The following is a 23,730-nucleotide window of genomic DNA, read 5'->3' as shown; positions in this document are numbered from 1 at the left end:
TATCAATTATCAATTGAAACTCGTCAATTGTTGGTTATGAATTGGATAATTAACAATTGAAATTTATCAGTTGTTAATTATCAATTATCAATTATCAATTATCAATTAATTATGAGATCAATTCAATCTAATCAATTTGACTACGTAAAAATCGGCATAGCTTCACCAGAACGTATCCGTATTTGGGGTGAGAGGACTTTACCTAATGGTCAGGTGGTGGGTGAGGTGACAAAACCGGAAACTATCAATTACCGGACTTTGAAACCGGAAATGGATGGTTTATTTTGTGAACGGATTTTTGGACCGGCGAAGGATTGGGAATGTCATTGTGGTAAGTATAAAAGAGTGCGTCACAGAGGAATTGTTTGTGAACGCTGTGGAGTGGAGGTAACAGAGTCACGGGTGCGGCGGCACAGAATGGGTTTTATTAAACTGGCTGCTCCTGTTGCCCATGTGTGGTATTTGAAGGGGATTCCTAGTTATATTGCGATTTTGCTGGATATGCCCCTGCGGGATGTGGAGCAAATTGTTTATTTCAATTCTTATGTGGTGTTAGCTCCGGGTAATGCGGATACTCTCACTTATAAACAATTGTTGACTGAAGACCAGTGGCTGGAAATTGAGGATGCGATTTATAGTGAAGATTCCCAACTGGTGGGGGTTGAGGTAGGTATTGGAGCGGAGGCGCTGCTGCGATTGTTGGCTGATATTAATTTGGAGCAGGAAGCGGAAAAACTGCGAGAAGAAATTGAGGGAGCGAAGGGGCAGAAACGAGCGAAGTTAATTAAACGGTTGCGGGTAATTGATAATTTTATTGCTACAGGTTCTAAACCAGAATGGATGGTGATGTCAGCGATTCCCGTGATTCCGCCGGATTTGCGCCCAATGGTGCAGTTGGATGGGGGTAGATTTGCTACCAGTGATTTAAATGATTTATACCGGCGGGTGATTAATCGGAATAATCGCTTGGCCAGGTTACAGGAAATTCTTGCACCGGAGATTATTGTCCGTAACGAGAAACGGATGTTGCAGGAAGCGGTGGATGCGTTGATTGATAATGGTCGCCGGGGACGGACTGTAGTGGGGGCAAATAACCGTCCGCTGAAGTCCCTTTCAGACATTATTGAAGGTAAACAGGGACGTTTCCGGCAAAACTTGTTGGGTAAACGGGTGGACTATTCGGGGCGATCGGTAATTGTGGTGGGTCCCAAGTTGCAAATTCACCAGTGTGGACTACCCAGGGAGATGGCCATTGAATTGTTCCAGCCGTTTGTGATTAATCGGTTAATTCGTTCGGGAATGGTGAACAACATCAAGGCGGCGAAAAAGCTGATTTCTCGTAATGACCCCAGTGTGTGGGATGTGTTGGAAGAGGTGATTGAGGGGCATCCGGTAATGTTAAACCGAGCGCCCACACTGCATAGGTTAGGGATTCAAGCTTTTGAACCAATTTTAGTAGAAGGTAGAGCCATTCAACTGCATCCCTTGGTATGTCCGGCTTTTAACGCAGACTTTGACGGCGACCAAATGGCGGTTCACGTGCCTTTGTCCTTGGAAAGTCAAGCAGAAGCACGGTTATTAATGTTGGCTTCTAATAACATTCTTTCCCCTGCAACTGGTAAACCTATTGTTACCCCTAGCCAAGATATGGTGTTAGGAGCATATTATCTGACAGCAGAAAATCCCGGTGCTACCAAAGGTAAAGATAATTTCTTTGCGTCTCTGGATGATGTGATTATGGCATATCAGCAGGATCAGGTAGACTTGCATTCTTATATTTACGTGCGGTTTGATGGAGAAATGCAAACTGGACAACCTGACAATGAACCGTTAGAGGTAACGACACATGAAGATGGTAGTCGGACTGTATTGTATAAGTTCCGTCGTGTCCGTGAAGATGCCCAAGGAAATTTGATTTCTCAGTATATCTATACCACCCCAGGCAGGGTGATTTATAACAAAGCGATTCAGGAAGCGTTAGACAATTGACAATTGAGGTGATTGGTGATTGGGAACTGTCACCTGTCACCTTTACCGATTATCAATTACCCATTGTCAATTATCAATTATCCATTGTCAATTATCAATTATCCATTGTCAATTATCAATTATCAATTATTACTGACTATGACTGAAAAAATGATTTTCCGTAACCTTGTCGTTAACAAGGGTCAACTGAGAAACTTAATTGCGTGGTCATTTACCCATTACGGGACAGCGCGGACTGCTGTAATGGCAGATAAACTCAAAGACCTGGGTTTTAAATATGCCACTAGAGCCGGAGTATCCATTAGCGTTGATGACTTGATGGTTCCCCCTTCTAAAAAATCCCTCCTGGAAGCAGCAGAAGCGGAAATTCTCAGCACAGAGGAACGGTTTAAACGAGGGGAAATTACGGAAGTTGAACGTTTCCAAAAGGTAATTGATACCTGGAATGGAACTTCTGAAAGTTTGAAGGATGAGGTAGTGACATACTTCAAAAAAACCAATCCCCTTAACTCGGTATATATGATGGCTTTTTCGGGAGCGCGGGGGAATATTTCTCAGGTGCGGCAGTTGGTGGGGATGCGGGGTTTGATGGCTGATCCCCAAGGGGAAATTATTGATTTACCCATTAAAACCAATTTCCGGGAAGGATTAACTGTTACAGAATATATTATTTCTAGTTACGGGGCGAGAAAGGGATTAGTTGATACGGCATTAAGAACTGCGGACTCTGGATATCTCACCCGGCGGTTGGTGGATGTTTCTCAGGATGTGATTATTCGAGAGTTTGACTGTGGCACTACCAGGGGTATTCCTTTGCGGGATATGACGGAAGGGGCTAAGGTGTTGATTCCCATTGGCACAAGATTAATGGGGCGGGTAGTGGCGCAGGATGTGGTGCATCCGACTACAGGGGAAATGCTCGCACCCCGGAATACTCCGATTTCTGATGACTTGGCAGCGGAGATTCAAAAAGCCGGGGTGAAGGAAGTTATGGTGCGATCGCCTCTCACTTGTGAAGCTGCTCGTTCTGTGTGTCAACATTGTTATGGTTGGAGTTTGGCACACGCCAAGATGGTAGACTTGGGGGAAGCGGTGGGTATTATCGCTGCTCAAAGTATTGGTGAACCAGGTACTCAGTTAACCATGCGGACTTTCCACACTGGGGGGGTATTTACTGGGGAAGTTGCCCAACAGGTGCGGGCGAAGGTTGAAGGTACGGTGAAGTTTTCCCGCAAGTTAAAAACCCGTCCCTATCGGACTCGTCATGGGGAAGACGCGCTTTATGCGGAAACCAATGGCACTATGGTTTTAGAAGCTAAGGGTGATGGGGAAAGTCAAGAAATTTCTATTACTCAAGGTTCGACTTTATATATTAATCCTGGACAACAGGTAAAGGTTGCCCAATTAATTGCTGAGGTGGCTTTGGGCGGTAGGACTGCTAGGGCAAATACGGAAAAAGCTGTTAAAGATGTGGCGACTGATTTGGCGGGTGAGGTGCAGTTTGCGGATGTGGTAGCAGAACAAAAAACCGATCGTCAAGGCAATACTACTACTACTGCGGCTAGAGGTGGTTTGATTTGGATTTTGTCTGGGGAAGTGTATAATTTACCTCCTGGTGCAGAATTGGTGGTGAAAAATGGAGATGCGATCGCCTCCGGCACGGCAGAGCCGAACGCTTCTACTGGAGTTTTAGCAGAAACTAAGTTAACTACTGTACATGGTGGGGTAGTGCGGTTGCCAGAAGCCATACCAGGGAAGGCGACGCGGGAAATTGAAATTATTACCGCTTCTGTGGTATTGGATCAAGCAACGGTAACGGTTCACAGTTCCCAAGGCAAGAATAATTACCTTATCCATACCGGGGAAGGGAACAGGGAACAGGGAACAGGGAACAGTGGAGAGTTACCCAGTGGCAAGTCTCAGACTTTTAACCTCCGTGCCACTCCCGGAACAAAGGTACAAAATGGTCAGGTGGTGGCAGAATTAATTGATGACCGTTATCGGACTACTACTGGTGGGTTTTTGAAGTTTGCGGGCATTGAAGTTCAGAAGAAGGGTAAGGCCAAGTTAGGTTATGAAGTGGTGACAGGGGGAACGCTGTTATGGATACCAGAAGAAAGCCATGAGGTAAACAAGGATATTTCTTTGTTGTTGGTGGAGGATGGGCAGTTTGTGGAAGCTGGAACAGAAGTGGTGAAAGACATTTTTTGTCAAACCAGCGGCGTGATAGAAGTTACTCAGAAAAACGACATTCTGCGGGAAGTGGTGATTAAACCTGGTGAACTGTTGATGGTGGATGATCCAGAAGCGGTGATTGGTAGGGATAATACCTTTTTGCAGCCGGGTGAGGAGTTTATGGGAACAGTGGCCACAGAACTGAGATATATTCAGTATGTGGAATCGCCTGAAGGACCAGCGTTGTTGAGTCGTCCGGTGGTAGAGTTTGATGTTCCGGCTCATCCTGATGTACCTTCTACAACATCTGTAAGTCAACAAACAGGTAGATCCATTCAACTGCGGGCGGTACAGCGTTTACCTTATAAAGATGGGGAACGGGTGAAGTCTGTGGAAGGGGTGGAACTGTTGCGGACTCAGTTGGTATTGGAAATTGAACAAGAGGGAGAACAGGATCATGCTTCGCCTTTGGCGGCGGACATTGAATTGGTAGCAGATAGTGAAAATGCTGAGATTCAAAGATTGCAGTTGGTAATTTTGGAATCTTTGGTGATTCGGCGAGATATTGCGGCTGATGCTACCCAAGGTAGTACCCACACCACTTTAGAAGTGGAAGATGGTATGACCATTGCACCGGGGGCGGTGGTAGCACGAACACAGATTTTGTGTAAAGAAGGGGGAACTGTTCGCGGTGTCAGGAGAGATACAGAAGCAGTGCGTCGTTGTTTAGTGCTGCGAGAAACTGACATGATCACGGTGGAAACTACGACAGCGCCAAAGGTGAAAAAAGGCGATTTGTTAGTAGAGGGTACGGAAATTGCTCCTGGAGTGACAGCACCAGAGTCGGGTCAGGTAGTTTCAGTCAAAGCAGGTGACAGTAAAGGTGACAGGTTACAGGTGCTACGCCACGGTGACAGTAAAGGAGAAAGTTCCTCCCCTGCCTCCCCTGCCTCCCCTGCCTCGTACTCCGTCACCATCCGCGTTGGTCGTCCTTACCGAGTCAGTCCTGGGGCGGTGTTGCAAATTGAAGATGGGGGACTGGTGCAACGGGGTGATAATTTGGTGTTGTTGGTGTTTGAGAGGGCGAAAACCGGGGATATTATCCAAGGTTTGCCAAGAATTGAAGAATTGTTAGAAGCTCGTAAACCCAAGGAAGCTTGTATTTTGTGCCGTCGTCCTGGTGAAGTGAAGGTGGTTTATGGGGATGGGGATGAAGCTTTAGGAAGGGAAGCTTATGCTATTAAAGTTTTGGAAGCGGGTGGTGGAGTTACTGACTATCCCCTCGGACCGGGGCAAAACTTGATTGTTCCTGATGGCGCTCATGTAGAAGCTGGTCAACCATTGACTGATGGACCTTCTAATCCCCATGAGATTTTAGAAATTTTCTTTAGTTTGGGTTCAGAAGATGGAATTTATGCCTGTGCTAGTCATGCTTTGCAAAAAGTACAAAGCTTTTTGGTGAATGAGGTACAAATGGTGTACCAGTCCCAGGGCATTGATATTGCGGACAAACACATTGAAGTAATTGTCCGGCAAATGACTAACAAAGTCCGCATTGATGATGGTGGAGACACCACCATGTTGCCGGGTGAGTTGGTGGAATTGCGGCAGGTGGAGCAGGTGAATGAGGCAATGTCCATTACTGGTGGGGCGAGGGCGGAGTATACCCCGGTGTTGTTGGGGATTACGAAAGCTTCGCTGAATACTGATAGCTTTATTTCGGCGGCTTCGTTCCAAGAAACTACCAGGGTGTTAACAGAAGCAGCGATTGAGGGTAAGTCTGACTGGTTGCGGGGTTTGAAGGAAAATGTGATTATTGGGCGGTTGATTCCTGCTGGTACTGGTTACAACACCTATGAAGAACCCAGCACCATAGAAGATTATGGTACTGATTTGGGTAATGGGGTTTTGGATGATGTGGATGATTCACTGGATATGGTTTTGGATGACCGCACTGCCAAGTTATATAGCTTAGATTCTCCTGGTTTGGGTGATGGTAGTTATGGTGGTAGACGCGGTTCGATTTTAGATGATGACGAAGATTTGATTGCTGATGAAGTGATTGCTGGTGTTGAAGAAGAAGAGGAGGATGAATACGAGGAAGAAGACGATGATTATGATGAAGAATAAAACCGAAAGGTAATTTTTGGAAAAAGCAAATGTAGGGGTTTAGCAATGCTAAACCCTTTCTTTATTTAGGGCTTGCTGAATAAACCCAAAACCTATACAAATCAAAGGTTTGAGGCTGATTAACAGGAAATTAGGTGCTTTCGATATAGCGTCTTGTGCCTCAAAAACCTTGCACTTTTATTGAGTTCGAGAGATGGAAAAGAAATTTTCAAATCTCCTCCTGACTCCTGACTCCTAACTCCTAACTCCTAACCCCTAACGGAAAGACTTTTTCAGCAACCCCTATTTATTTTGCGTTTTTCTTTGGCTTTTCAGCCAACCAAAATTCCCCAAATCAAAAATTACTAACTGTCACACTTAAACCTGAATCAAGTCGGGGAACTTTTAAATACTCAATTGGTTCATAATCTTGGTCATTTGGGTTATTGGTAGCAGAACATGATTGAAAGAAGGTTTCGGGATTGTTTAGATATTGCAGTGGATTAATTTTTTTGCATTCTGGATCAGTTACCTTCAAACCAGGATCATTGTTAATAGCTGTGTCACTGACAAAATTCCACTGGCTGGAAATTGTTGCTGTTTTTGTGACTAAATTAGCTGCTTGATTGGGTTTACTTGTGACATTTGAAACTTGTTTGGGTTTAGCTATTTCCCTATTCCCTACCTCAACGGAAAGACTTTTATGCCTACGGCACGCTACGCGAACAGCAAACCCTAATTACTGATATAAAAGCCAATAGGAAGTTTTACCTCTACCCTGATGCTTGACTGTTTGCACACTTGCTGCTTTAGTAAATTAGGGGATGCTGAATAAACCAAAAAGCCTCATAAATCAAAGGTTTGAGGCTCATAAAAAAGACGGTAGGTGCTTTCGTTATAGCGTCTTGAGTCTGAAAAACCTTGCACTTTTCTGGGCAGACAGCAATGAAAAAATGTCTTTAATTCTCCTCCTGACTCCTGACTCCTGACTCCTAGCCCTAACGAAAGGACCTTTTCAGCAAACCCTAAATTAGTAAATCATACATTTAATAAAGATGACTACGGAAATTGATATTCCTGCTTTAGATACTTTAGAATATGTCACTTACATTGATGACAATGGAGAATTACCAGTACATTTTCAGAGTAAAATAGGAGTCTATGCTATTTTTGACAAAGATAAAATTCTACAATTTGTTGGTTATTCCCGTGATGTTTATCTTAGTTGCAAGCAGCATTTAGTCCGTCAACCAGAAAAATGTTATTGGTTAAAAGTTCACACAATTGAACGCCCTAACCGCACGATTTTAGAAAAGATTGAAAATGCTTGGATTGTTGAAAATGGTAGCGTTCCTTTAGGGAATGGAGAGAATCAAGAAAAATGGACTAATCCTATTAATACTCAGGCATTAATGACAGATGAAGAAAAAGCTAATTATCAAAATCCACTAATTGATGACTTGGCCAAAATTAAAATCATCAAAAATGTAGCTCGGCGAGTTGAATCGGAAATTTTGGCTGTTTTAGAATCAAGAGGAGTAAAAACTCAAATTCGTTTTCATCCTAAATTAAAAGAAGAAGGTTTACTAGATTTAAAATAAATGTAAAACCAAGAGGTATCAAAGGTTACATGGTGATAAACACAAAAATAAGTGCAAGGTTTTTCAAGGGTATAGCTGAAAAAGCGTGCATTTTTTGAGATTTCCAGAGAGGGCAAAGAAATTTTCAAACCTCCTCCTGACTCCTGACTGCTATTCCCTTGGATTTTCTATTAAATTAGTAACAACTTCATCGGTGAGATAACGCCCAAAAGTTTTTTGCATATTGGCAGCACTGTAGGCAATATACTCAAGTATAGTAATAGTTGAACCTGTTAAAGCTAAAATTGGTGGTACTAGAGGAATCCACCAACCATCTAAAAATGCTATAAAAATCAGCTGTGTTCGTCTACTAGATTCAAATTTATCACTTGTATCAATATATTGAATTGCTACTACCTAAAGCGATCGCTGCATTTTGTCCACCAAAACCAAAACTCAAGCAGAGCAGTTTTTGTATTTCTGTATTTCTTGCTGTTGTCACAAAATTTAAATCAAATTCTGGCTGTTGCAATCCCACAATAGGAGGTAATATTTTATGCTTAAAACTCAAAAGCGAAAATGCTACACCTAAAGCCCCCGATGCTCCTAGTGTATGACCTGTAGAGCCTTTGGTAGAACTAATGGCTACTTTGGGGTGAAATAAAGACTGTATAATTTTGCTTTCTATTCTGTCGTTGAGAAGAGTAGCTGTACCATGAGCATGAATGTAGTCTATATCTGCGGGTGTTAAATTACTGCGTTCTAAACATTGCTTGATAGCAGCGATCGCACTTTTCCCTTCTGATTCTGGCTTGTTACCATGAAACGCATCTGCTGTCAAGCCAAAACCCAAAATTTCTCCATAAATATTTTCTGGCTTTACTTGACGTTGTTTTGCCAACTCCGCAGATTCCAGAACAAAAACAGCACCACCTTCACCTAATACCAAACCTTCTCGGTGTAAATCAAAAGGATAAGCGCCTGTTTTTGCTAAAGCCCCCATTTGCTGAAATCCACAGATGCTAAGGGGTGTAATAGGTGCTTCCACAGCACCAGCGATCGCCCGTTGACATTGACCGCTTTGAATTAACATAGCGGCTTGGGAAATTGCCCAAATTCCCGTAGCGCAGGCCGCCATCGGTGCTAAAACTGTACCACAAGACCCGATTTGTCTGGCTACAGCGATTGCATTCATCAGCGGTAAAGTATCCAACCAATTTTCCAGATTTAATAATTCTCGGTTGGTATCTTGACCATACATTTGCTGTGCAAACTTCTCCCAAGACGCTTGATAGCTACGACTAGAACCAATTACTACAGCACAATCAGGCAAAGACGCTACTAATTCAGCATTTTCTAAAGCAGAATGAACAACCATCTGAGTGAGGGTACTCAAATCAGAAGGTTGTTGATTAATTAAACCAAGAGGAATTTTTCCCAGTGCTGGAAATAGTTGATGTAATTTAATTCCCGTTTTTAAAGATAGTAAATTTTGCCAGCTATCTTCCAAGCTGTTACCCAAAGCAGAAACTAAACCAATACCAGTAACAACAACCCTAACCAATTTTAGATTTGAGATTTTAAATGAGGAGTCAGGAGTCAGGAGTTCAAGGAGTCAGAAGTTATTAATTTTGAATTTTGACTTGATTTATTCCCTATTCCCTCTATTCAATAATGGACAATTAACAATTAACAATTAACAATTAACAATTACCTCTCCCTTAAAATCAGAGGATTTCAAAAGCGGAATTTTGGCTTTTTCCCCCTTGAAAGGGGAGGTTTTAAACCTGGAATGAAACAATTATCAATTGTCAATTGTCAATTATCAATTGATAACTACTGAGGAACTTTCAAGTTTTCAGCACCTTTAACTACTTTAGCAGAATCAATTTTATCGCCTTGCTGAATTTTATTAACTACATCAAAGCCTTCAGTTACATAGCCAAAAACCGCGTAGTTACCATCTAAAAAGCCCAGATCCGCCAGAGCAAAATAAAACTGAGAAGAAGCAGAATCAGGCATTTGGGATCTTGCCATTGCTACAGCACCAAGTTTGTGAGTCAAAACAGGCTTTTGAGTAATTGTTTGACCGTAAACTGGTTGATCTGCACCTTCAGGTTTAATTTCTAAGGGTATACGGCGTTCGGTTTTCAGTTTTGGATCTATATAACCACCAGTTCCATCTCCTTTAGGATCACCACCTTGAACGACAAAAGGCTGAGGTTCACGCACAACCCGATGGAATACTAAACCGTCGTAAACACCTTTTTCGACTAAATCAACAAAATTTCCCGCAGTAATGGGAGCATTATCACCATCGACTTCAATGGTAATTGGTGATCCTTTAACTGTCATCACTACAGTTGCTTTACCTTCGAGACGTGGTATGGCGCTTGTCTCAGTTGCCTTGGAGGTAGCTGTAGAATTGGGAGATGTACTAGAAGCGACTTGATCAGCCGAACATCCAGTCAACATCAAACCACCAATTATTAACAGAAGCACTAAAAATTGTGAAAATTTTAACCGCATTGAAAGTTACTTACTCAACCAAAGTATCTTAGCAATTTTGGATTTTAGACTGGTGACTGGTGACTGGTGACTGGTGACTGGTGACTGGGTAATCAATTTGATGTTTCCCAATCAACTATCAACTATCACCAATCCAAAATCCAAAATCCAAAATCCAAAATCTAAAGTCCTTCTAAGGGTACACCCAAAAAGCGAGCTAACTGAGCGCCTTGAGTTTCCAACTCAGCCAAAGATAAAGGTTGACCTACTCGTGTCAGGGGAATATCCCTTCTTCCCTTGACTCTCAGGTAAAGTGCGCGTTGAGGATTTAGACCTTCTTTAATAGAGATACGTACAGATTGTATATCTTGGATGCGGCTTTCAATCTCAATTTGGCGGTTTTTACCAGGAAAACCCCAGCGAAAGATTTTGAATTTGCCAGTTTCCTGGTTAAATTCGTTGTAACCGCCGCCTACATCCCATAAAATAACTAGCCACAGGTATAAAGCTAACAGTACGCCAGCTATGCCATATAATCCCATCACCAATCCTTGAGGGACAAATACCAGTTGAGTGGGATCGGTGACAATGAGTAAATTGACTTTGAGATAGCTGGAAATGCCAGCCAATAAAAAGCCGGATGCTCCTAAACTAACAATAGTTGCCCACCAGTAGTTACTTAACCGACGAGAACCGAGAACATTTTGATGCAGGAGGCGATCGCTTTTATTAATCGTTGTTGATGCCGTCATTTTAGCTACCTTAGACCGTTATATATTCTCTGTGAACTGGGGACTGGCTAACCTGGGTAATGAGACAGGTATGGATCTAGATTTTAACTTCATTCACCCAAACCTTAAAGATATATTTTCTCCAGCATCAGCTTAAATCTTTTTATAGAAATTAACGCTATCAGCTTGTATTAGCAGGACTTTCACTGTGTGGTTTGATAGTGAGTCTTCTAGTGGAGATTTTACAGGATTTTACCATTGTCCTGATCAAACTCCCGAATCATTTCCATCTTATCTAGCTGCTTATTATCATGCTAAATTTATGTTATTCAGATAATGTATATGAAAATTTATAAGTTTTATGAGAAAAGTTGTGTCATTTTGTTAAAATTCTGATATTTACAATATTTAACAAAATCGGCACAAAATCGGCACAAAATCGGCGTAAGTCCCCATCTATAAGAATCTTAGGTAAAGGTATAAGCTGAACTAAGACGAATCGAAAAGTAATCAAACTGTATGCGGAAGACGGAGGGCGGCGCTGCTTCTCCCAGTGAGGACTATATTTTTGTTATTCAAAACCCAATACAAAATTAACTTGCGTATCTCCAGCGCAAACCATGAAGAATGTGATAAGTTAAGAATCATTAAGTTACCGCCAACCAAATGACTTGGTAATGGTAACAGATAGTGGCATAATTATGAGAAATGCCCAATTAATCAAGCGGTAAATTCTCAGAGTCTTAACTGCTAATCAGTAGCTAAGAGTGTCAAAAAAACGTTAAATTCCTCCTGGCAGTGGCTAAGGAAAAAAACCTCCAAAAGCATCCTGCCTTAAAAACGTCGCAATTTTAGTAAAAAAGAGGATTTTAGTTCTCATGACCATCGCAGTTGGACGCGCCCCATCAAGAGGGTGGTTTGACGTACTAGACGACTGGTTAAAGCGCGATCGCTTCGTATTTGTAGGCTGGTCAGGTGTTTTATTATTCCCCTGTGCCTTCCTCGCATTAGGCGGTTGGTTAACCGGTACAACCTTCGTTACCTCCTGGTACACCCACGGATTAGCATCCTCCTACTTAGAAGGTGCAAACTTCCTGACAGTAGCAGTATCCACACCCGCAGACAGCATGGGACATTCCCTGTTGTTCCTGTGGGGACCAGAAGCACAAGGTGATTTCACCCGTTGGTGTCAACTCGGTGGTTTATGGCCATTCGTAGCACTGCACGGAGCATTCGGTTTGATTGGCTTCATGTTACGCCAATTTGAAATTGCTAGACTTGTAGGCATTCGTCCTTACAACGCTCTCGCATTTTCCGGTCCCATTGCCGTATTCGTCAGCGTATTCTTGATGTACCCCTTGGGACAATCTAGCTGGTTCTTTGCACCCAGCTTTGGAGTAGCAGCAATCTTCCGTTTCTTATTATTCCTGCAAGGTTTCCACAACTGGACACTCAACCCCTTCCACATGATGGGAGTAGCAGGTATTCTCGGTGGTGCATTACTGTGTGCGATCCACGGTGCAACCGTAGAAAACACCTTATTTGAAGACGGCGAAGGTTCAAACACATTCCCCGCATTCAATCCTACCCAAGCAGAAGAAACCTATTCAATGGTGACAGCAAACCGTTTCTGGTCACAGATTTTCGGTATTGCTTTCTCCAACAAACGCTGGTTACACTTCTTCATGTTGTTTGTACCCGTAACCGGGTTGTGGATGAGTTCAGTAGGTATCGTTGGTTTAGCATTAAACCTGCGGGCTTATGACTTCGTTTCCCAAGAATTACGGGCAGCAGAAGACCCAGAATTTGAAACCTTCTATACCAAAAACATTTTGTTGAACGAGGGTATCCGCGCTTGGATGGCTCCTCAAGATCAACCCCACGAACAATTCGTATTCCCAGAGGAGGTACTACCACGTGGTAACGCTCTCTAATAGATCAGTTATAGCCGGTGGCCGTGACCAAGAATCAAGCGGTTTTGCTTGGTGGTCTGGTAACGCTCGTTTAATCAACCTATCTGGTAAACTGCTGGGCGCTCACGTTGCTCACGCTGGTTTGATTGTATTCTGGGCTGGAGCAATGACTTTATTTGAAGTTGCTCACTTTATCCCAGAAAAGCCTATGTATGAACAGGGCTTAATTCTTCTCCCTCACGTTGCAACATTAGGTTGGGGCGTTGGTGCTGGTGGTGAAGTTATCGACACTTTCCCCTACTTTGTTGTAGGTGTACTGCACCTAATTTCTTCCGCTGTTCTCGGTTTTGGCGGTATCTACCACGCTGTACGTGGTCCTGAAACCTTAGAAGAATATTCTTCTTTCTTTGGTTATGACTGGAAAGACAAGAACAAGATGACCAACATCATCGGCTTCCACCTGATCATCTTAGGATGCGGTGCGTTGCTGTTGGTACTGAAGGCTATGTTCTTCGGTGGTGTCTATGACACTTGGGCTCCCGGTGGTGGTGACGTGCGTGTAATCACTAACCCCACCCTCAACCCTGCTATCATCTTTGGTTATCTCATTAAAGCTCCCTTTGGTGGCGAAGGCTGGATTATCAGCGTTGATAACATGGAAGATGTTATCGGCGGTCACATCTGGATTGCTTTAATTTGTATTTCCGGTGGTATTTGGCACATCTTCACCAAGCCTTTTGCTTGGGCGCGTCGTGCTTTTATCTGGTCTGGTGAAGCTTACCTATCCTACAGCTTAGGTGCTTTGTCCATGATGGGCTTTATCGCTTCCGTCATGGTTTGGTATAACAACACCGTTTACCCCAGCGAATTCTTTGGTCCTACTGGTCCTGAAGCTTCTCAAGCACAAGCTTTAACCTTCTTGATTCGTGACCAACGCTTAGGTGCTAACGTTGGTTCTGCTCAAGGTCCTACTGGTCTTGGTAAATACTTGATGCGTTCTCCTACCGGTGAAATCATCTTCGGTGGTGAAACCATGCGTTTCTGGGATTTCCGTGGTCCTTGGTTAGAGCCTCTCCGTGGTCCTAACGGTCTTGACTTAGAAAAAATCAAGAATGATATTCAGCCTTGGCAAGCTCGTCGTGCTGCTGAATACATGACACACGCTCCTCTGGGTTCTTTGAACTCTGTAGGTGGTGTGGCTACTGAAATCAACTCCTTCAACTATGTATCTCCTCGTGCATGGTTGGCTACTTCTCACTTTGTCTTAGGTTTCTTCTTCCTTATCGGTCACTTGTGGCACGCAGGACGCGCTCGTGCTGCTGCTGGTGGTTTTGAGAGAGGTATTGACCGTGAGAACGAACCAGCTTACTACATGAAGGATCTTGACTAGGTTTTTCTAGTTTTCTTTCATCACTGACAATCAATTAATTTTCTTGCTCTTGCTGTCAAGCGAGAGCTTTTTTTCGTCTGTTTGAAAATTATACACATTAAAATTTACATTAAAATTTGTTACGTCTTTTATGCTGTGCTTGATATAGCTGTACACACGACGGTTAGGACATAAACTAAATCTCAAACTTAGACAATCAAAGGCTTTTAACACTATGAATACTCACCTGCTATAGTTTATGTCCTAATCTTGATGGTTATAGCTATAGTGTTATGTGTAAATTTTTTTTCATAAATAAACAATTATTTATACATTGCTGATAATATACACTATTACAAATAAATTCTGTGAGTAGTGAAATCATGAATAAGTTAGGGTTTGGCACATCTGTACTGACAGTAACAGCTAGTTTAGTGATGGGTACATCAATAAATCAGGTGGTGATGGCTGAAGAAGTGATTGCAGAATCAACAACTCAGCCAGCAGTTACAAATGAAGTGATTGCTACATCAATAACACCAGAAACAAGTGAGACTCGTCCTCAACCTGGTACTTTTTCTTACGATGCTGTAGATTTACTTGCCAAAAGACCATTAGATTTAAACAAGTTCTGCAAAGATTACCCTTTAAATTCTCGCTGCGCTAATCGTCCTGATCCATCAACACAACCGTCACAAGAAGCTAAACCTACTGAGGAAACTAGTAAAACTCCTGCAAAAACCAGCGGTTGGGCAATCACCCCTGAAATTAGTACACTAGGTGTTGGTGCAACAGTCACCAAATCTGTAACACCTAATATCAATGCTAAACTTGGAATTACTGGTTTAGGTATCAGCGCAGATATTGAAGAATCTGATATCAGTTATGATGCTAAACTTAACTTATTCAATGTTTCTACTTTAGTTGACTACCATCCTTGGCAAAAGTCCGGTTTTCGCTTGACTGGAGGGCTGGTGTTTCAAGACAATAATATCGAAGGAACTGGTAAAGCCACCAGTGGTGGTACAACAATTAACATAAATGGAATAGACTATGTCATCGGTTCTGGTGACACAGTAAAAGCCAAGATTTCCCTACCTAATAGCGTAGCACCATATCTAGGTATTGGTTGGGGTAATGCTGTGAAATCTGGTAACCGCTGGGGTTTCTCCGCTAATTTGGGTGTGATGTTTGCTGGCTCACCAAAAGTAGAGTTAACAGCACCTGGTTATATTCCCGCAGGTGATGTAGAGGCAGAAAGGAAACAATTGGAAGACGATTTGGACTGGTTGAGCATTTATCCTGTTCTTTCTCTAGGTCTATCTTACCAATTTTAGATGAAAATTTGCAGGTTTGATTCAGGGCTAACAGCTAGTTACTGTTTTACTAACTCCTGTTAACCCTTTCCCCCTGCTCTTTACCAAAAAGTATGACTTTGATTGTGAACAGTATTTTAGAATCCAAAAAACCTGAGAACATTAAAGATAAGACCCAAAGGACCTGCTACAGTACCTACTGTATCACCAGCCTTGGCAACACCAGAACGGTTGACTACCACAACATCATTATTACGAAGTATGGGATTGGTTTCTTCGTTAATGCCTTTGGAGAAATCTATTTTTACTAACCGTTTAGTAACAGTACCATTGGGATTGAGACGAATCAAATCTACAGCACCACTACTAGCCCTAGCATCATTAAAGCCACCAGCAGCCAGTAAAGCCTGATTTAAAGAGCTATTCGGCTGTAAATTTGTTAATCCAGGTTTTTTCACTTCTCCGACTACCCCTACTTGAATAGTTGACGGTGATAAAGTAGTAGTAGCTAATTGTATTGCTTCCGCTGGATTAATCTCAGTGGCTGTGGGAACAACAATTGTATCTCCATCTTGCAACACCACATCTTGATTTAGATCCCCAGTTTGCAATAATTCCCAGAGATTGAGATTTAATGTTTGTTCTGAGCCAATTCTAGTAGGACGGCGGATTTTAATACTCCGCACATCCGCTTGTGATGTAATTCCTCCAGCTAGTTGAATTGCTCGCATGACAGTTGGTAAGCCTGTTCCTGGCGCTCCACCATCATTTCCACCACCACCACCTGGTGTTACTAAATAAGAACCGGGACGGTACACTTGACCTGTAATAGCTACTGTGCGGGGTGCAGTTTGACTAGCCGCATAATTGGCTGCAAATAAATTCCGAGCTTCAGCAACGTTGAAATCTGTGGCGGTGGGTACAACTATGGTGTCTCCATCCCGTAAGGTGATATCTTGGGGTATTCTGCCTGTTTGGGTGATTTCTTTGAGGTTGAGAGCAATAACCTGTTCACCAGAACGTCCGACCTTACGGCGTAATTGTACTTTAGTCACATCTGCTGCTAATGTTACCCCTTGGGCTGTGCTAAGTGCTGCTAATATTGTGGGATATTGTAAACCGGGATTATCGCCGCCGCTGCCCTGTAAACTGAGAGTGTAAGCGCCTGGTCGTGTTACCTCTCCAGCTACAAAAATGTTAATGGGACGAGGTGATAATAAATTAACTGAAATTAGCGGACGTTTGAGAAAGCGAGCATATCTTCTAGATATTTCGTCTGCTGCCTGTTCCGTTGTTAATCCAAGAACGGATATACTACCAATTAGAGGTAGGTTAATTGAACCACCAGGGGGTACTTGATATTCACCCGTATATTCAGGTACTTCAAATATGTTGACACGAATGCGATCGCCTCCTCCTAATAAGTAATCTGTAGATATGCTTGAGGTGGATGATACTGGTCGTTGTTGTGCTATGCTGACAGATGGTAAAGCAATATTGACACTCGTTAACAAAACTACAGCCGTAGTTGAATGGGTTAGAAATTTCCACAAATGTATATTAATCATATTTACCTGAGAATTTGAGACTACCATCTGTAATGTTCTAAACATTTTTAACGTTGACTATAGTTAATTATTCAAGTTCCCTAACATCCTTATTTTCCTGATTAACTATGATTTTCAGGATATAATTTGATTATGTATTCTGAATTTTTAGTTAACTTAATTTAAATTAAAACTCGGACATATCATCTAATTGTTAACGATTACAGCAAGTTTTTTCAAATTCGTCAATAGTGAAGAATCATATTTTATAGGGTTTAGGGAATAGAAGAAATTTTATTACAAGTTATTACCAGTAATTAGCCCTACATGATTTAAGTTACTTGTCAGTTATAAAAGCAAGTGTTTACACAATGTAGGGATCAGCATTTAGGAAACAGAAGAAGCTCCTGAATCTTGTACAAACGTTACCACGGAACGTATGTACTGAATCCTGAATTATTACTGATTTTGTTTTTGTATTTGTTGAATAAAGAACTCTTCTAAAGATTGACGAGTTAAGTTCATAGTCATAATTTTGCCACCCATTAATCGGAGACTGGCTAGAAAATCATAGTAATCTTCTTGTAAAATACCGTGCCAAGTACCATCAGGTTCAAATTGCAAATCAAGTATTCTTTTATTCAGAACTTCTGTATCGCCTCCTTGACCTTTAACATGATATGTATTCTCTGTACCTAAAAGTTCATTGAGAGAACCAGCACAAATTAATTCTCCTTTAGCCAGGATAGCAATGCGATCGCAAATTTGTTCTACTTCACTCAAAACATGACTGTTGAAAAATATTGTCTTTCCAGCTTTTTTGAGTGAGAGAATAATTTCTCGCATTTGGTAACGTCCCAAGGGATCAAGTCCAGACATTGGCTCATCTAAAAATACCAATTTTGGGTCATTAATTAATGCCTGAGCCATACCAACTCGTTGAAGCATTCCTTTAGAATAACGACGCATTAGCTTTTTGCGAGCATCAGTTTGGGATAACCCGACTAACTCTAACAGTTCGGGAATGCGTTGACGTTGCACCTTTTGAGGTATTTGAAATAAACCAGCAGCTAATTCCAGAAATTCCCAGCCGGTGAGATAGTCGTATAAATAGGGATTTTCTGGTAAGTAACCAATACGCTGTTTTACAGAGCGATCGCCCAATGGCTTACCTAATAATAATCCCCTGCCAGCAGAAGGGCGAATAATTCCCAGCAAAAGTTTTAACAGAGTGGTTTTACCAGCACCATTGGGACCCAATAAACCAAAGGTTTCACCTGGGTAAACTTGTAAAGAACAACTTTTGAGAGATACGACTTTTTGATTCAGCCAAAAACCCGTGCGATAAACTTTTCGCAACTCAGAAGTCAGGACTACTGGAGGCTGATCTACAGGATTCAGTTGAGGAGCGGATGTGTCTGCAACAGAATTCATCTTGTTTCAATTACCAATTACCGACTGGGTGCGATTGATTACAAGTTAAAAGGTAGCATGATAATAAACATGACTATATTGTAGTGTCAATTATCGCCAAGAGAATAGCTTTCTTACACTACCTTCTTACACTACCAGTAGTAACTTATAGCACACCTTTGGAACTAGGAATAGTCTCAGCACGACGAGGATCGATTTCTACTGCCATCCGCATCGCTCTCGCAAAGGCTTTAAAAGTTGCTTCAATAATATGATGAGAATTAATACCATCAAGTTGGCGAATATGTAAGGTCATTTGACTGTGATTCACCAACGCCACAAAAAATTCCCGCACCAGTTGGGTGTCATAAGTTCCCACTCTTTGAGTAGGAATGTCTAAACCATAACTGAGATGAGGTCTGCCAGAAAAGTCCAAAGCCACCTGAATCAAAGCTTCATCTAGGGGTGCAAGGAAATTACCAAAGCGGACAATGCCCTTTTTATTACCTAGTGCTTGATGTAAAGCTTGACCCAAGGTAATACCCACATCTTCATTAGTGTGGTGATCATCAATTTCCCAGTCACCTTTAGCTTGAATATCCAAATCAAATAAACCATGAGAGGCGATTTGATGGATCATGTGATCTAAAAAGGGAATACCCGTGTTAGCTTTGCAGATGCCTGTACCATCAATATTAATGGTTACTTGGACATCAGTTTCCCCAGTAGTACGCTTAACTGTAGCAATGCGGTTGTTAGTCATTAGTCATTAGTCATTCGTTATTGGTGATTAGTGATTGGTGATTGGGCTATTAACTTTACCCTGCTTTCTGTCACCTGTCACCTGTCACCTGTCACCTATTACATTCCCATCATTTCATATCCTGCATCTACATACAGGATTTGACCAGTAATGCCGCTAGATAAATCACTACACAAGAAAGTGGCTGTATTACCTACTTCTAATTGTGTAACGGTGCGACGCAGGGGTGCGATTGCCTCAACATGATGAATCATATCTAAAATGCCGCCTACTGCTGAAGATGCCAAAGTGCGGATGGGACCTGCGGAAATACCATTAACGCGAATATTTTGGGGACCCAGTTCTGCTGCTAAGTAACGAACACTAGCTTCTAATCCAGCTTTAGCTACACCCATGATGTTATAGTTAGGGATAGCTCGCACAGCACCTAAATAGGAGAGAGTAACAATACTACCGCCTTGAGTCATCAAAGGTTTGGCAGCACCGCTTAACTGAATCAGTGAATAAGTGCTAACTTCCAAAGCTTTATTAAAACCGGAACGGGAGGTTTTGCTAAAATCTCCGCTTAAATCTTCTTTGTTAGCAAAAGCCAGACAGTGAATGAGGATGTCTAATTTACCCCATTGATCACGGACAGTTTCAAAAGTGGCTTGAATTTGTTCCTCGTTTTCAACGTTACAGGGAAGAAATAAGCTAGGTTGGAGAGGTTCGACTAATTCTGAGACTTTTTTCTCGAATTTGCCTTTTTCATCTGGCAAATAGGTAATGCCCAAGTTAGCACCAGCTTGGTGTAGTTGTTGAGCAATACCCCAGGCAATGGAGCGATTATTGGCAATACCCGTGACTAAGGCATTTTTACCGGACAGATTCAGCATAGAAATAGTCAATGTGATCAATCATTAGGAGTATATATAACCATACTAGAATCTGACCCTATTTTTACTGAGTTAGGTAGGGGATTTTCAAAATTATCATTCGTTTGGGTGTTGTAAGCCAAAAATTTACGATAAAGCAGATTGCAGATCAATGAGGTACAGCATCTAGCTTGAAACATAGACAGAAAGAGAGTTTTACTCCTGACTCCTGACTCCTGTCTCCTGCTGTAATTGTTTAAGAAGTTATAAAGATATTGCAAATTTTTCTGCAAAAAAACCTTTATAGTTCAGTTTGATAAACGACTGATCAACAATTCTGGGCTAAAAATAACAAAAATTGGGTATCATGATCAACAAATAAAGATAAAATGAGAAATTTGAGTATAGGAAAAAACAAAAAGGTTGACGGTGCTTTATTGAATTTTCAGATGTATTCTTAGGTAATCAGTTTTTGTTTTTCCGGCATTGGGTAGGGGAAGGGAGATGATCGTGACACAAGATAAAGCCCTAGCAAATGTTTTTCGTCAGATGGCAACTGGAGCATTTCCGCCAGTTGTGGAGACGTTTGAACGCAACAAAACGATCTTTTTTCCCGGCGATCCCGCCGAACGAGTTTATTTTCTTCTCAAGGGTGCTGTGAAACTTTCCAGGGTATATGAAGCAGGAGAAGAAATAACGGTAGCATTGCTACGGGAAAATAGTGTTTTTGGCGTGTTGTCATTGCTAACGGGTAATAAGTCAGATAGGTTCTATCATGCAGTTGCCTTTACGGCGGTAGAATTACTTTCTGCCCCAATTGAACAAGTAGAGCAAGCACTCAAGGAAAATCCAGAATTATCAATGTTAATGCTGCGGGGACTATCTTCGCGGATTCTGCAAACAGAGATGATGATTGAAACCCTTGCTCATCGAGATATGGGTTCTCGGTTGATCAGTTTTTTGTTAATTCTCTGTCGGGATTTTGGTGTACCCTGTGCAGATGGCATTACCATTGATTTGAAGCTATCCCATCAGGCGATCGCTGAAGCAATTGGTTCTACTCGCGTTACAGTCACCAGATTGCTTGGCGATTTACGCGAGAAAAAAATGATCTCCATCCACAAGAAAAAGATTACTGTGCATAAACCTGTCACATTAAGTAAGCAATTTACTTAAAATCTGTTGGGGGGAAAGTTGGTACAAGTTGTATTGAAGTTGTGTTTGGAAAAAAATACCCGCAATCGGAGGTAATTGAAAAATTGACTAAATTCTGCTTTTGCCAATCTTCTTTCCCCCACAGACAATGGTTGAAAGTAGTAGGCTGTATCTGGAAGCATTTCTGGCGGTAGTTGAAGATGGCCACCGGGTACATCCTGATAGCAGCAATTTTAATTCTGGGGGGCGTGATTGCCACTGTGGGCGATCGCATTGGCACTAAAGTAGGCAAGGCACGCCTCTCTTTATTCAATCTGCGTCCCAAAAACACGGCGGTACTCGTAACTATTTTTACGGGTGGTGTAATTTCCGCCTCAACTTTAGCAATTTTATTTGCTGCTGATGAAGGTTTGCGGAAAGGAGTGTTTGAGTTAGAGGATATTCAAAAAGACCTAAGAAACAAGCGAGAACAATTAAAAATTGCCGAAACCCAAAAAACTGAGGTAGAAAATCAGTTAATTCAAGCGAGGAAAGAACAAGCTCAAGCACAGCAAGATTTACAGAAAATTAATCAGTCTCTACAAGCGGCGAATGCCAAACAACGGATCACCCAAGCTCAACTCAATCGCACTATTAGCCAACAAGCTAAAACTCAAGCCCAACTTCAAGGCACTCAAAGCCGACTCGGTGAAGTAGTAATTCAGTATAGACAAGCTATAAATGAACTAGAAAACCTTTATCAACAGCGTCAGGCATTGCAGACAGCAGTGCAAGAGTTGAGGGCAGAACGTCAGCGACTGTATGCTGAAGCGAAAAAAGCCATTGACGAAGCTAAGACAGCAATTGAAAAACGCGATCGTGAACTTGCTAATCGGCAAGAAGTTATTAAACAGCGCGATCAAAAAATCGCTAATTTAGATAAACTCATTCAAAATCGCAATTTAGAAATTAAAAAACGAGAACAAGTAATTGCCACTAGAGAAGCTCGGCTCAAAGAATTAGAAAATCAGCGACAATATTTAGAGCAGGAAGTAGCAAGGCTAGAAAAATATTACCAGTCTTATCGTGACCTGCGTTTGGGTAAATTGGCCTTAGTTCGTGGGCAAGTTTTGGCTGCTGGAGTAGTTCGTGTCGATAAACCTACTGCTGCTGGTGAAGTAGTAGTCCAAATTTTGCAAGAAGCTAACCGCAATGCCAACATCCAATTAAGTGAACCGGGAACAAATCCGGGAAATGCAGAATTATTGCGTGTTACCCAAGAGAGAGTTGAACAACTGATCAAGAAAATTCAAGATGGCAGAGAATATGTAGTGCGAATTTTTTCTGCGGGTAATTATGTCAGAGGAGAAAAACAGATAGAATTTTTTGCTGATGCCATGCCCAATCAACTGGTATTCTCCGCAGGTGAAGTTTTAGCTACAACCTCTGCTGATATGAAAACTATGACATCATATCAATTACGGCAACGGCTAGATTTACTAATTTCTGCTTCTCAATTTCGCGCCCGCAATGCTGGTATTGTGGAAACAGTGCAGGTAGATGGAACTTTTCTGCGCTTTTTTGCCCAATTGCAACAATCTGAACAACCTTTGGAAATTAAAGCCATAGCCGCTGAGGATACCTATACAGCTGGTCCCTTGAGAGTCAAGTTAGTAGCAATATCCAATGGACAAATTATTTTTAGCACATGATTGGTGATTGGTGACTGGGGACTGGTGACTGGTGACTGGTGACTGGGTAATAAATTTTATGTTTCCCAATTAACTATCAACAATTACCCATTACCCATTACCCATTACCCATTACCCATTACCTATTCCCTATTCCCTATTCCCTATTCCCTATGACTAATACACAACCTGCAATTTTAGGCTTTGATCCTGGTCGAGATAAATGTGGTGTAGCTGTGATGGGGTTGGATCGGCAGTTGTATTTTCATCAAGTTGTACCTGCGGTTGAGGCGATCGCCCAAATTTCCTTATTGCGGCAAAGATTTCCTGTGTCTTTAATCGTCATGGGAGATCAAACCACTGCGAAAAAGTGGAAACAGCAACTGAATCAGGAATTAATTCCCTCTGTAAATATTGTGTTAGTGGATGAGCGTTATACAACTCTAGAAGCACGCGATCGCTATTGGCAAATGTTCCCACCCACCGGACTCACGAAACTGTTACCAAAAGGTTTGCGACAACCGCCACGCCCCATAGATGATATAGTAGCCATTCTCTTAATTGAACGCTACCTAAATCGTTTAACTTCCAGTGGTATTACTGACAACTAACTACTCCCTTACCACCATAAAATACTG

Annotated in this window: 17 protein-coding genes; 10 read left to right on the top strand and 7 right to left on the bottom strand. The window is 41.9% G+C overall.

The features are described 5' to 3' along the window. Positions 1–111 precede the first annotated feature (111 nt). The 4 genes from K2F26_RS18710 to K2F26_RS18695 all read left to right on the top strand — a co-directional run bounded on the left by K2F26_RS18710 (position 112) and on the right by K2F26_RS18695 (position 7,874). Positions 112–1,989 carry a DNA-directed RNA polymerase subunit gamma gene (locus tag K2F26_RS18710; protein ID WP_220608996.1) on the top strand — a complete coding sequence of 626 codons (1,878 nt, stop codon included), beginning with the start codon at positions 112–114 and terminating at the stop codon, positions 1,987–1,989. Then, positions 1,986–2,135 (top strand): alpha/beta hydrolase, encoded by a 150-nt coding sequence (locus tag K2F26_RS18705; protein ID WP_246605420.1) that lies wholly within the window; start codon positions 1,986–1,988, stop codon positions 2,133–2,135. The genes K2F26_RS18710 and K2F26_RS18705 overlap by 4 nt, the downstream gene beginning before the upstream one ends. Continuing rightward, positions 2,128–6,294, top strand: a complete 4,167-nt coding sequence (locus tag K2F26_RS18700; protein WP_220608995.1) for a DNA-directed RNA polymerase subunit beta' — start codon at positions 2,128–2,130, stop codon at positions 6,292–6,294. Before K2F26_RS18705 ends, K2F26_RS18700 begins: the two co-directional genes overlap by 8 nt. Before the next feature lie 1,034 nt (positions 6,295–7,328). Next, a complete protein-coding gene (locus tag K2F26_RS18695; protein WP_220608994.1) occupies positions 7,329–7,874 on the top strand; it encodes a GIY-YIG nuclease family protein in 546 nt (181 codons plus the stop codon). Positions 7,875–8,247: 373 nt separating this feature from the next. Here K2F26_RS18695 and K2F26_RS18690 read toward each other — a convergent pair whose 3' ends face one another. The 3 genes from K2F26_RS18690 to K2F26_RS18680 form a co-directional block, all read right to left on the bottom strand. After that, on the bottom strand, positions 8,248–9,417 hold the full coding sequence (locus K2F26_RS18690; RefSeq protein WP_220608993.1) for a beta-ketoacyl-ACP synthase: 1,170 nt from the start codon (positions 9,415–9,417) through the stop codon (positions 8,248–8,250). 272 nt (positions 9,418–9,689) lie between these two features. Next, complete coding sequence (locus K2F26_RS18685; protein ID WP_220608992.1) at positions 9,690–10,382, bottom strand: peptidylprolyl isomerase; 693 nt, start codon at positions 10,380–10,382, stop codon at positions 9,690–9,692. Positions 10,383–10,543: 161 nt separating this feature from the next. Then, entirely contained in the window at positions 10,544–11,113 is a 570-nt protein-coding gene (locus K2F26_RS18680) for a photosystem I assembly protein Ycf4 (RefSeq protein ID WP_194058234.1), read from the bottom strand. An 857-nt stretch (positions 11,114–11,970) separates the two neighbouring features. Here K2F26_RS18680 and psbD point away from each other — a divergent pair. The 3 genes from psbD (at position 11,971) to K2F26_RS18665 (ending at position 15,711) form a co-directional block, all read left to right on the top strand. Beyond that, positions 11,971–13,026 (top strand): photosystem II D2 protein (photosystem q(a) protein), encoded by a 1,056-nt coding sequence (gene psbD, locus K2F26_RS18675; RefSeq protein ID WP_096566291.1) that lies wholly within the window; start codon positions 11,971–11,973, stop codon positions 13,024–13,026. Continuing rightward, positions 13,010–14,395 carry a photosystem II reaction center protein CP43 gene (gene psbC, locus K2F26_RS18670; protein ID WP_096566293.1) on the top strand — a complete coding sequence of 462 codons (1,386 nt, stop codon included), beginning with the start codon at positions 13,010–13,012 and terminating at the stop codon, positions 14,393–14,395. Before psbD ends, psbC begins: the two co-directional genes overlap by 17 nt. Before the next feature lie 347 nt (positions 14,396–14,742). Next, complete coding sequence (locus K2F26_RS18665; RefSeq protein WP_246605419.1) at positions 14,743–15,711, top strand: hypothetical protein; 969 nt, start codon at positions 14,743–14,745, stop codon at positions 15,709–15,711. Between the two features lie 116 nt (positions 15,712–15,827). On the opposite strand, the gene K2F26_RS18660 is transcribed toward K2F26_RS18665, so the two are convergent. The 4 genes from K2F26_RS18660 to fabI form a co-directional block, all read right to left on the bottom strand. Then, positions 15,828–17,258: a polysaccharide biosynthesis/export family protein gene (locus K2F26_RS18660; protein WP_220608991.1), complete on the bottom strand. Its 1,431-nt coding sequence runs from the start codon at positions 17,256–17,258 to the stop codon at positions 15,828–15,830. Positions 17,259–17,696: 438 nt separating this feature from the next. Further along, positions 17,697–18,671 (bottom strand): ABC transporter ATP-binding protein, encoded by a 975-nt coding sequence (locus K2F26_RS18655; protein ID WP_220608990.1) that lies wholly within the window; start codon positions 18,669–18,671, stop codon positions 17,697–17,699. A gap of 145 nt (positions 18,672–18,816) precedes the next feature. After that, the gene (gene hisB / locus K2F26_RS18650; RefSeq protein ID WP_220608989.1) at positions 18,817–19,413 is read right to left on the bottom strand and encodes an imidazoleglycerol-phosphate dehydratase HisB; all 597 of its coding nucleotides are present in this window, start codon (positions 19,411–19,413) and stop codon (positions 18,817–18,819) included. Between the two features lie 98 nt (positions 19,414–19,511). After that, positions 19,512–20,288 carry an enoyl-ACP reductase FabI gene (fabI, locus tag K2F26_RS18645; protein ID WP_220608988.1) on the bottom strand — a complete coding sequence of 259 codons (777 nt, stop codon included), beginning with the start codon at positions 20,286–20,288 and terminating at the stop codon, positions 19,512–19,514. Between the two features lie 483 nt (positions 20,289–20,771). Between fabI and ntcA the strand changes: the two genes are divergently transcribed. From ntcA to K2F26_RS18630, 3 genes are all read left to right on the top strand, one after another. Further along, on the top strand, positions 20,772–21,443 hold the full coding sequence (gene ntcA / locus K2F26_RS18640; RefSeq protein WP_096566305.1) for a global nitrogen regulator NtcA: 672 nt from the start codon (positions 20,772–20,774) through the stop codon (positions 21,441–21,443). A gap of 179 nt (positions 21,444–21,622) precedes the next feature. After that, on the top strand, positions 21,623–23,113 hold the full coding sequence (locus K2F26_RS18635; protein ID WP_220608987.1) for a DUF3084 family protein: 1,491 nt from the start codon (positions 21,623–21,625) through the stop codon (positions 23,111–23,113). Positions 23,114–23,265: 152 nt separating this feature from the next. After that, positions 23,266–23,703, top strand: a complete 438-nt coding sequence (locus K2F26_RS18630) for a pre-16S rRNA-processing nuclease YqgF (protein WP_220608986.1) — start codon at positions 23,266–23,268, stop codon at positions 23,701–23,703. The last annotated feature ends 27 nt before the right edge of the window (positions 23,704–23,730 follow it).

Source organism: Sphaerospermopsis torques-reginae ITEP-024 (genome assembly GCF_019598945.1).
Lineage (GTDB): Bacteria > Cyanobacteriota > Cyanobacteriia > Cyanobacteriales > Nostocaceae > Sphaerospermopsis.
The sequence above is the reverse complement of the archived record's forward strand: the minus strand, read 5'-3'. Positions and strand labels throughout refer to the sequence as shown.